This window comes from Rubritalea sp., from assembly GCF_039830215.1.
Taxonomy (GTDB): Bacteria; Verrucomicrobiota; Verrucomicrobiia; order Verrucomicrobiales; family Akkermansiaceae; genus Rubritalea.
Genome location: NZ_JBDOPO010000320.1, coordinates 1 through 11,579 on the forward strand (window position 1 = coordinate 1; position 11,579 = coordinate 11,579).

Genomic DNA, 11,579 nt, shown 5'->3' on the forward strand with positions numbered 1-11,579 from the left:
AATGGCGAGGTCCGACACCGTAACACCCGTCGGCGGGCTGAAGTCACCGTCATTATACATTCGGGTCTCAGTGCCACCATTACTACCCTCCGGCTGAGCACCTACTAGATAGCTCTCAAAGTCGAAATTTGCAATCAGCGTGCGATTTTGCGGCGGCGCCGACTCGCCTGTGAGCTTCACCCGTCCCACATTAGAGAACTCACCGGCAGTATCGCTCACCCGGAAATAAAAGCTGTCCGCGAGCAGGGCACCATTTGCAGTGTAGGTCACTGTCCTATCCTCATTGACCACCAGCGATCCATTTTCCGGACTCTGGATCACCTCCAGTGAGGTCAGGTCAATGTCATCACCATCAAAATCAACGGCATCCGACAATAGATCGATCGCAATGGCGTCTGTCGTGGTCAACGCAAGCACCTTGTCATACACCAAAGGAGCGAGGTTACCGGTGGCCAACGCAACCGAACCGTTGAGGCTGAAATTGTTGAAGTGAATCGCCCCATCCGCACTCAGCGCATACAGGCGAAACGTAATCGAACGGATGCCATGGTATTCAGCTGCCGACAAATCGATGCTATGGCTCGTTGAACTGCTAAGCGTACCCGTTTCATTATTCACATCCAGCAGCCGATCTGTAATCAGCGGAGTGCCGTCCACTTTACCATAGACCTCAAAGCCAACTGTTCCGCTCTCTGCGCCGCGTGCGGCATCGAAGGTCAAACTGTTCAGATACAGCGTATGCCAGGCGGGGGCAGCGATAGTGAACTCAATATAATTATCCGCATAATTAATCACTGTACTGGTCGTATTGGGTGTCAATGCGAACGATGCCCCCAATGCGCCGGTGCCGCCCACTTCAAAGGTATCCAAGCTAACTAAGCCATCTGCAAAATCACTGCCATCAGGCCCCGAGACTCGATCTTCCAGCGTTATCAGCGTCGTGCCATCATCGACCGATGCAGGGCTATCCCCCACTCCAGAGAGCTCCCACAATACATTCCCGTCTAACTTAGTATCTTCCGTACTGAACACAGCAGCCGGTAAGCCTTCCTCATTGTAGAGATTGGCAGCCTGCGCATTTTCCGCCCAGGCATAACGCACCACTTTTGGATTGCTGATATCAGGATGAGAGACGGTGACTGTGTTATCCGCGTTGATCGTGGCCGTCGCCCTCTTCCAATTCCGGTCTGGTCCACAGATATGAAAATGTTCCAGAGCTACGCCGACGGTTTCCACAGTCGGGTCCGTGCCCGACTTACTGCCTACCATCAAGCCCGTGCCGACCGAATGCGCTTCAAATTCTATAATCACCTGATTATCATCAATCGTGTGACTTTTATAAAGTGGTCCGCTCCAGACATCCACCGTTTGCCCGTATGTATGTTTCAAAGCCCACAGCGACAGACGCCTACCAACATCGACTTTATTGTTCGGATGTATATTTCCGCCCGATCCTATATCGTAGGATACCGATAACCCGGTATTGGGCAGGTCCAAGACACGGCGTTGCTGGTTACTCACCTCAGCCCAACCATCATACTCTACAGAACCAGACTCCTGACTTCCAGAGGTCGCCAACTGGACACAATAAAATGGGAAATCGCCCTGCCCCCAGCGTGCACGCCAGGACTCGATCAAAGCACGCAGGTTGCCCTCATAATACTGTGTATCGGGGTTTTTATTCGATTCACCCTGGTACCAGATCGCACCCTTGATCGCATAGGGAATCAACGGGTGCAGCATTGAATTGAACTTGGTCGTTGGAAATTGCTTCCAACTCGAAGGATTTTTACGACCATCCTCTTTTACCAGTTGCGTCCAAAATGGATTGTTGGCTTTCCAGCGTGTGTGCGAGGCATCAAACTCAACTTTCGTATTATCCGCATTCCAATTGTCAAAATAATCCAGAGCATCCGCCAGATAATCCGCCATCACAGGATGATGGTCATAGGCCTCGGCAGGCATCCAAGGCGTGATACGTGTCCCACCTGTCGCGGCCACAATCATTGCCACCGGAACATCCTCGCCTAACTGTGCACGCAATTCACGTGCATAGTAATATGCCGTGGCCGAAAATCCGTCATTATTTGTGGCATTTGATACCAGCCATTGGCCATTGCTTTTAAGTTCATCCAACTCCTCCACAGGCGAATAGACATCGCTCGGTACCGTAAATACCCGCAATTTGTCATCTGTAGCCGACTCGGTAATGCCATACCATCCTAAGTCAAGTTCCATATTCGACTGCCCAGAGCAGAGCCAGACTTCACCGGACAGCACATCGTTAATGGTGATCGTATTGTTACCTTCGATGGTCAAGGTGTACGGACCACCCGCTTGCGGTGTCTGTAGGTCGACACGCCACTTGCCGTCCCCATCCGCGGTTGTCGACTCGGATTCACCCCAGCTACCAGTGACCGTGACCTGCTCACCGACATCGGCGGAACCCCATACGGGTGCAGCGGTGTCGCGCTGAATCACCATGTGATCCATGAACATATCAGCAGGAGTGACATCAGCCATAACTGTACTTGAGATAGCCAGAACAAAAGCAATAAAAGTAGATTTTGATAAATTCATAGATGTAAGCATTTCCTGTTGATTGATTTACAGCGACGATACCCACAATAGTCGGCGGCGACCACCCTGCGCAAGCATTTCCTGTGGATTTGTACACAATGACCATGACCACAATGACCGGTGACGACTATCCTACGTTTGGATGATATGAAGGAGAGAGAGAGAGAGAGAGAGAGAGAGAGAGCCTGCGCCATACAGATTTGTATCAGTCCGATTAGAGAACTTAAGAAGAATGCGACTCATCCTCTATTTCAGACAAAAGACAACTCCTGACTCTCAAGGTAAGCCCGATCTAAAAAAAGAAGACAGCTCACTTTAATGCCGGAAGATGCACTGGATCAGCCAGCGCCTCAATCTGTTTTCTTAGCTCCAGCTTCATGCGCTCCATCAGCTCTCGGTATTCGGGGTTGGTATACAAATTCTGTATCTCATCGGGGTCTTTTTTCAGATCAAACAGCTCCCACTGGTAGGGTTTCGTCATCCCTGGATAATGAATGATTTTATATCTATCCGTTCGTACCCCTACCATCTCAGGAAGTCGTTCGCCATGGTCATAGAAATGGTAATAGGATACCTCGCGAACTTTATCAGCTTTACCCTCGAGAATAGGTTTCAATGAACACCCCTGTAGGTCACCTGGGATTGCGAGTCCGGCAAAATCCAGTAGCGTTGGAGCTAGATCGACATGATTGACCATTGATTCGTGCACACTTCCAGCCAGAATGGAACTAGGGTAGCGAACTAACAAAGGCTGGTGTAATGATGGCTCATACATCCACTGTTTATTATAAAACCCGTGTTCACCAAGCGAAAACCCTTGATCGGAGGTGAAGATCACCAAGGTGTTTTTCGCCAAACCACTTTCATCCAAGTAATCCAGTACGCGGGCAACATTGTCATCCACCGACTTCACTAAACGGTAGTACCCTTTGATATACTCCTGATAGATAGCTCGCGTCAGCTCATCCTCAGTGATGCTAGGGTTTTCTTTTTCCAACTGCTTGCGTAATTTCGCGTAAGGCGGCATCAGCACGATGCGGTTGGCGTTCATGATGTCCTTGATAGCTGCCGGAGTGCGCCCTTCATAATCGTCAAGCAATGTGGCCGGCTCGGGAATCATCACGTCCTTGAGAAAGTCCTCATACTTCTTCGGTGGTTGGTAAGGAGCATGGGGCGGTTTGGGGTGCAACAGCATGCAAAACGGCTTACTCGGATCGCGTTCCTTCTTCAGCCATGAAAGAGCTTCTGTCGTCATAACATCATTATTGTAGCCCTCGATCTTGCGGCCACCTTTGAATGCAGACTTCCGATCCTTCGGCGACCAAGCGATCCATTGATGCTGAGGCTCATAGACAACGGGATTCACCGGCATCCCCTGCATTTTCATGACACAGTAATGGTCGAACCCGGTCGGCTGGGTAAGTAAATGCCACTTACCAAAAAGCGCGGTCTGATAGCCACCCGCCTGCAAAAGTTTTGGAAACGTTTGTTGGGAGCCGTTGAAGGGCTGATTCAGACGAGTCACCCCGTTCTTGTGCGAATATTTCCCGGTCAACACCGCGGCACGAGCTGGCGTGCAAAAGGAATTCGGAGTGAGCGCATGCTCAAAGCGCATGCCTCCCTCGGAAAGCCGATCCAGACCAGGGGTCTGAATATCCGTGTTCCCATAACAGCTGAGCGCTTGCTTCGCCTGATCATCCGCCATAATCAGTAAAATGTTTGGCCGCGAGGCGGCTAGGCCAGCTATATTCAGCGACACTAACAGCGCTATAGAAAGCAGGCCTATTCTATTCGGTTTCTTTCTCATAGTATTCTTTTTTTAATCTCCTATTTTAGTTCTCGGCTCTCGGCGTATTTACTGAATGCTTGAAAGAGTCGCTGCGCCCTTTCCGGGTTGGATTTTGATAAATCATGCATCTCGGAAAGGTCTTCACTTAATTGAAAGAGTTCAAATTGCGATTGCTTCACCACGTCCATCCTCCGAACTCTTGACTTAGAAACTAGTTTCCAGTCGCCATCACGGACGAAGCCACGGCCAAACATCATCCCCGGGCGCTTATAATTCAGAGATGAGGACCACAACACCGGAAGGAAGCTGTGACTGTCTGCTGCGCTTCCTGGATAGCTTTTCTCCGGATCCACTTGGAGCAACTCTGCAAAAGTCGCAAAAATATCGGTAAAATTGATGACTGCCGTTGTTGTTTGATTTCTCACAATCCGTCCGGGCCACTTGGCAATAAATGGGATGCGGTGCCCACCTTCCCAACTGTCTGCCTTCGCCCCTCGTAAAGTCGCCGACGAGGCATGTCCACGTCTAGCCATGACCTTCACAGCCTTGGGGCCAGTTCCATTGTCAGTGGTGAAAATCAAAAGAGTGTTTTTATCTAGACCAGTCTGCTTGAGGGCCTTGTTGATCTGACCGACCACATCATCAAGCTGCATTACATAATCAGCGTAGTCCCCAAGTCCGCTCTTACCCCTAAACGCCGCACTAGGTACCCAAGGCTGGTGGGGAGCCGGCGAAGCATAGTAAAGAAACAGAGGCTTGGCGTCTGATGACGCAGCTTGCTCCCGAATGATTTTAAGAGCTTCTAGGCAGAATAACGGGCTGGCATCTTCCGGCCGACATCCCGGTGACTTCATGACTTTCACATCGCTCATTGTTCCATCTGCATTGTATTTTTTTATAGTGCCTTTTTCGGTGGGAAGCGCCACCACACTCCGGTCCCGCGTAAAACACATGGGGGATGAGCTCAGAGAGGAATTGATGCCGTAGAATGAATCAAAACCATGATCCAAGGGGCCACCCATAAGCGACTTTGAAAAATCTAGAGCGGGCCTTTTACCGCTCTTATCTGCCTCAAAACCCAAGTGCCACTTACCTATCATTCTGGCGACATAGCCCTGATCTTTCAACATAGCAGCAATAGTCTTTTCGCCCTCACCAATGATTGGATCGCCGCGCTCTAACAGAGTATTCAACACCCCCGTCCGAACTGGATTGGTCCCTGTCAGCAAGCCATAACGTGAGGGCGTGCAGGTACTGGCCGCAGCATGAGCATCAGTAAAGAGCAGCCCCTCTTCAGCTAACTGATCGATATGCGGCGTTTTGATTTTGGACTCAGAGTTATACACCCCGCAATCCCCATAGCCCATATCATCGGCAAGAATGATGATAATGTTAGGCTTACTGAGATGAGTGGCAACGGCGGCAGTAGCTGCCCACAAAAATAGGATAACCGCAAATGACAATTTCTTATTCACTTAGATAGCTTAGCATAAAACTTTATTGGATCTACTCGTCTACCAATGAAATGAGCTTCAGCATGCTGATTCCCTGTTCTGAGCTCAGATCTACTTTTTGTTTGGTTTTCAAGTCGAGGATCGATAGGTCAAAGCGAGTGATGCGCGACCAATCGATCACCTCCCCAGCTTGGCGCTTCTTACCACTTTTTTTGAAATCCTTTGGCTCAAATACCACATCTTGCAACCCTTGACCTTCGACACTTTTAGTTACAAAGAAACTCCCCTGATTCAACTGACTATGGAGAAAGCTACTCCCGGTCGACAAACGTAATGAGAGCTTGCGACCACTAGGGTCAATCCGCAGTAAAAGCCTCCTATCGTTTGAACGGTCCACGTCTGGGCTTTGGAATTTGTAGGTACGAATTAACTCTCCACCCTCCCTAACAGCCCAATCTTGAAGTCCATTTTTGAAATCATCGATGACGGTATTCCCATGATGGAGAACAGTCAGAGCCTCCAGATCGACATACTCTGGCACAATCGATTGTTCCAGTGAGTTCACAACAATCGTTGAGGTCGGCCCCTTCAGAGTTTCCATCTCTTCGTCAATGCTATAGCGGCAACTTGCATAGACGTAGAGTGGTAGCTGTTTGTGGATTTCCAAATCCAAGCTCCAAGAATCGCCCGACTGCACGGCATCCGCTCGGGTCCAGAAACGAGTCCGCGCATTGGGATCGTAGGAGTAGTAGATTTCGGTAATGAGCAAGCGCTGCTGCCGATCTTCTGGAGTCACCGTGAACCGTGCAGTTTGACCGTTGATTTCTAAGGTGCTCGGCGGCGTGACTGGGATTTTCTGATTGATCCCCTTCAGGTGTAGATTGAACCACTTGATTTGTAGCGCCCACTGCTCCGGCCCAGGGTCGTGATTCTCGTGGATGTTAGTGCTCACCCGCCATTCATTATGCTTCAGCAAGGCCATGCTCTTGTAGATACGATCGAAGGCCGAGTGGAAATCATTCGATGAGCTAATGAAAAGGACAGGACATGTCACCAACGGCCAGTAAGCACTCGGATCCACAGTTTTTCTATACATGTCCAAGTCCTGAAAGTGTTGCCGGATACTGGAACCCTTGATACCGCCTGGGAAATCTTCAAATTTGTAGCCGGTTCCGCCGACAAATGGGACGACAGCTTTGAGTCGGGGATCCATCGCAGTCAGCGATGTCACCATGCCTCCCATGGAAAATCCAGCCATCCCGATACGGTCAGCGTGGACCTCTGGTTGTTGCTCTAGGAAAGTAATTGCCCGTTTGGCCGCGGTAACCAATAGAAACCAATTGCTATTTCTCGGACTAACAACTGGATCAATTGAATATTGATCCGGCTGCAGGCTCCGCTTCCATCCCTTGCGCAAGGCCTTCGAATAAAAGCGTGGCCCTTGGCTCGGATCCACCTTTCCCCAATCAGTGTTCACCTCGACATCATTCTCCATCGGGCGGCCGAGCCAGTTGATATCGATCGTAGCAAATCCATGTTTGGCAAAAGACACACCGTGAGCCCGTTCAGCGCGTTGCCCGCCGCCATGACACCATACAAAAGCAGCGTTTTTCTTACCGTTGTCGGGAAAACTATAATAAGCCGCAATTCTGGAATCCGTATTCTTGAACTTGCCGACCTTGAAGGTGATGTAGCGTGTGATCACGCCGTCATTTTTCCACTCCTTGACGACCTGCACGTCCAGCGCCTCACTGCGTGGATCATAATCCTTCCACAGCTCGATCGGGGTTTGCGGCACATCAGCCGCCAGATAGACAGGAAAAGTTTCCTTTGCGAAGACATTAAAACATAGGCTCAAAACCAAGCTCTTCGCTGCAAATATTTGATTCATCATTTTACTTGCCAAATTTCTCTCTTATCTAACAAACCGTCGAAGTGCGAATCCCAGCGCTCAAATAGAGAAGCATAGGCCGCTGTGGATTCTTCACGTTTTATGATACCACCTTGATCCGCATCGATATCCTGAGATAACACAATTTGCTTGGATTTAGCCGACTCCGAAAAATCGGCTTTGTTGCTAATGTACAAGCCAAGATCGGTTTCCAAGTATCGGTTAAACTCGAGGCGGCAGACTTGCTGGTTCCACTAGATTCGAGCGTCCATCATCAGGAATAGGTAGCTTTAACCGCGGAGGTTGCTCATTTAGTTCTACCTTCCAGACAACTTACAATCAGCCTCTTCCATCATTACTTGTCCTTCCGGCGCAACGCCTGCGGAAACAGTGCAACATACTAGGCAAGCCAATATCATCGAGACTACAACAGACAGATGCCCCTTCTTTCCATGTTGCACCGTAATATACCCTTTAAGTTTAACTCCACATTCCGACAGGCCTAGGCCTAATCCTCTTATTTAACGGGAATTTCAAGCTCCGTGGTGAAGATTGAAGCTGGCAAGCCCTCATTGTTATAAAGGTTGGCTGCTTCCGCATTTTGTGCCCATGCATAGCGGACAACCACTGGCGCCGGCACATCCGGGTGCGATACTGTGATTGTGTCCCTACCAGTAATCTCAGCCACAGCCCATTTCCACTGGCGGTCTTTGCCACAAATCTGGAAATGCCTCAGTGGCTCTTTAGTTTCTTTGGTATCCTTCAAGCCGTCCTTTACCCCGGACATCAAACCCGAGCCCACAGAGTCAAATTTGATGACTACTTTATCGTCCTTAATCTGGTGACCCTGGTAGAGAGGGCCACTCCAAGCAGGGACCTTCTGATTATAATCATATTTCAATGCCCACAGTGCCAAGCGCTTGCCAGCGTCTATTTTGTTATGCGGATGAATATCCTTAGCTTCACCGATATCACTCAACACCGCCATCCCGGTATTTTGCAGCCCCAGCGTTCTGCGCTGTTGATCAGTGATCGATGCCCATCCGTCATAATCAACTGGCTCCTTACTAGGATTTCTAAAACTTGCCAACTGAGCGAAGTAGAACGGGAAATCCCCCTGTCCCCAGTGCTTACGCCATGCGCTGATCATCGCCCTGAAATTATGTTCATATTTCGCGGTATTATGCTTCGCGTTAGATTCCCCCTGATACCAGATCGCACCTTTGATAGCGTACGGTATCACGGGGTTAACCATCGCATTAAAGAGTGTGGAGGGATGTTGTTGATTCCCAGCGGGATGAATAGGCTTGCCGACTTTGCGTTTCTTTTTACCAGTTTTAACTTGTTGTGCCTCGGGTTGGCTTTTTGCCTTCTTCACTGCAGCATCCCACTTGGCCAATTTGGTTTGGTAGTCCGACATATTACTCTCAAAATATGCTGCCATTTCCTTATCTTCCTTAAAAGCCTCAGCGGGAATCCAAGGCTCAACCTTGGTGCCCCCCCATGCACACTTAATCAGAGCAACCGGCACATTAAGTTGCTTCCGCAACTCGCGACCAAAAAAGTAAGCGGTGGCAGAAAATTTAACATTGGCCTCAGGAGCTGAAACGATCCAACTGCCCGCAAACGCATCCAGCTGTTCAAGTGGTGATGTATTTTTCTCGACGGTAAACTGCCTAAATAGGTCATCCTTGGCGATTGAAATCTCCTTTTTAATATACTCAGCAGCAAGAACATCCGCATCTTTCGTCTTCCCTGGTCTTGTCTTAACCAGCATGCTCATCGTAAAATCCATATTCGACTGACCTGAACAAAACCAGACCTCACCAGAGAGAACATTTTTGACTTCGACCGTATTGCCACCTTTAAATGAAATGGTGTGCGGACCACCAGCCTTCGGTGTCTGCAATTTCACCATCCACTTACCGTCTTCACCAGTTAGCGTTGTGGCAGATTCGCCCCAACTACCAGTCACGGTGACCTTCTCGCCCGCATCAGCCCATCCCCAAACGGGTGCTTGAGTCTCACGCTGGATCACCATGTTATCGGTGAAAATTGGTGCAGGTTTCAGATCAGCCATGGCAATACCAGAGGTAGCCACAACACATGTAATAAAAGTAGATTTTGTTAGATTCATGTAAGTAATCAATTCCAGAAGGTTAGTGCTTGGATGCTGATGACTATAGATACCTCCGACCATCCTGCGTTTGGATGATGCTAAGCAGAAAAAGTGAGTAAGATAACACCTAGTATATGACCAGTCGACAGAATCATAGCGACACAGATTAAAGAGTACACGGAATACCTCGTCGTTAATCATGCAACAGAATGTCGCAAATTAGAAAAGCAAATAAACAACGCATGTATTACATATATACATTCAGACCTTAACAAGTTATCGTTATTCCAATACTGCACATGTGAATAATTATTACTTCTGAACCTATAACTATTTGTCAATAGATAGCACCATAACTTAAAACCCATGAGCGTCCACGCAAAAATCACCCCTGAAGCCGCAGCTAAATTAGCTACTCAAAAAAGAAATTCCACTCTGTCAGCGCTAATCATTTCTGTGCTTTCACTATTTTTGATTTGTCTGATTCTTTTTGTCATAGCACTAGTTGTTGAAGTGAAGAGCACACCTGAGATCATTTCTTATGCAACTGGAGTGGATGAATCTGAGGATATTGAAAAGCCTGAAATGACAAATCAAGTCGAGCGTAAGCCTTCAGCTCCATCATCATCCATGGCAAAAGTCATAGCTTCGGCTAGCGCTTCACCTACTGCTGTTCCCGTGCCAGACGTGGAGGTCGATGAACCTTCTTTAGCCTTTGGAAACGGAGATGATTTCGGTGAGGGTTGGGGCGATGGTGACGGCTGGGGTAGCGGTGGAGGCGGGGGTGCGGCATCATTCTTCCAGCAAAAAGTCAATGCTAAGCGACTTTGTTTCGTTATTGATGTCTCAAAATCGATGAACAATGGCAAGCGCCTCAAATTACTCAAGACTGAGCTCGCACGCTCAGTTGGCGCCTTACCTGAGTCGCTTGAGTACCAATTGATATTTTTTGGTGGCCCAGCCTGGGTCGTAGGCGCTGAGGTATCTGTAGCAGCGAACAAAAAATCTGCTATCGTTAAGTATGGCGATGATGAATACGACTGGGAAAAAGGAAAAGATGCGCACGATTGGGACACTAAAGGCAAGAAGGCCGGCGCACCAGAATGGCTCAAAGGGAGCAAGCAAAATATCGATGAGTCACTTTCCGCCATTGAAAGCGTCTCTCTTGTGCCTGGAACAACTTGGGAGCCAGCCTTCGATCTAGCACTTAACATGCAGCCTCGCCCAGAGGCTATCTTTTTCATGGGTGACGGTGGCTGCGCCAAGGAGCCAAGAGACTCAAAGCGGGTGGCTCACAAAATCGCCACAAAAGCCGAACGCGCTGGCGTCATTATCAATTCGGTTTGCATGGTCGAAGAATCTGAGCTTGACGCAATGGCCGCACTAGCCGAAATTACTGGGGGGCAACTTTCACTGGTTAAGGAGTCTGGTGAGACCAAGGTTCTCATTGAAGGAAAGTAGCGCGACTACTTCATAAAAATAAATCTTTCATTTAGATCAATAGAAGGCCTCGATATATTATATATCGGGGCTTATTTTTTATAAAATATTTGGGGCAAGCTAGCGTTTCTTCCTGTCGCATCACTACATTATTAATCAGGCGGAAAACCAGTTGGTATTATTTCTGCTGGATATAAGCTATGAAACTTCAAGACGCACGTACGCTCACACCTAGCCAACTCGAAGATAGACGCAAGCAAGCTGTACTTCTTCGTAAACAGGGGCTCACTTATGCTGAGATTGGCG

7 protein-coding genes are annotated in these 11,579 nt (G+C 48.7%); 1 reads left to right on the forward strand and 6 read right to left on the reverse strand.

What is annotated here, in order from left to right; all coding sequences use genetic code 11:
- The 6 genes from ABGY95_RS10790 to ABGY95_RS10815 form a co-directional block, all read right to left on the reverse strand.
- Positions 1 to 2,580, reverse strand: a 2,580-nt coding sequence (locus ABGY95_RS10790) for a sialate O-acetylesterase (protein WP_347441691.1), incomplete at its 3' end; no start/stop codon positions are given.
- Between the two features lie 310 nt (positions 2,581 to 2,890).
- Positions 2,891 to 4,387, reverse strand: coding sequence for a sulfatase (locus tag ABGY95_RS10795; RefSeq protein ID WP_347441692.1), 1,497 nt, complete (start codon positions 4,385 to 4,387; stop codon positions 2,891 to 2,893).
- A 20-nt stretch (positions 4,388 to 4,407) separates the two neighbouring features.
- Positions 4,408 to 5,844 carry an arylsulfatase gene (locus ABGY95_RS10800; RefSeq protein WP_347441693.1) on the reverse strand — a complete coding sequence of 479 codons (1,437 nt, stop codon included), beginning with the start codon at positions 5,842 to 5,844 and terminating at the stop codon, positions 4,408 to 4,410.
- A gap of 31 nt (positions 5,845 to 5,875) precedes the next feature.
- Positions 5,876 to 7,717, reverse strand: coding sequence for a dienelactone hydrolase family protein (locus tag ABGY95_RS10805; protein WP_347441694.1), 1,842 nt, complete (start codon positions 7,715 to 7,717; stop codon positions 5,876 to 5,878).
- Positions 7,714 to 7,857: a hypothetical protein gene (locus ABGY95_RS10810; RefSeq protein WP_347441695.1), complete on the reverse strand. Its 144-nt coding sequence runs from the start codon at positions 7,855 to 7,857 to the stop codon at positions 7,714 to 7,716. The genes ABGY95_RS10805 and ABGY95_RS10810 overlap by 4 nt, the downstream gene beginning before the upstream one ends.
- 374 nt (positions 7,858 to 8,231) lie before the next feature.
- On the reverse strand, positions 8,232 to 9,851 hold the full coding sequence (locus ABGY95_RS10815; protein ID WP_347441696.1) for a sialate O-acetylesterase: 1,620 nt from the start codon (positions 9,849 to 9,851) through the stop codon (positions 8,232 to 8,234).
- A 348-nt stretch (positions 9,852 to 10,199) separates the two neighbouring features.
- Here ABGY95_RS10815 and ABGY95_RS10820 point away from each other — a divergent pair, with 348 nt between their 5' ends.
- Complete coding sequence (locus ABGY95_RS10820; RefSeq protein WP_347441697.1) at positions 10,200 to 11,294, forward strand: hypothetical protein; 1,095 nt, start codon at positions 10,200 to 10,202, stop codon at positions 11,292 to 11,294.
- Positions 11,295 to 11,579: the final 285 nt, after the last annotated feature.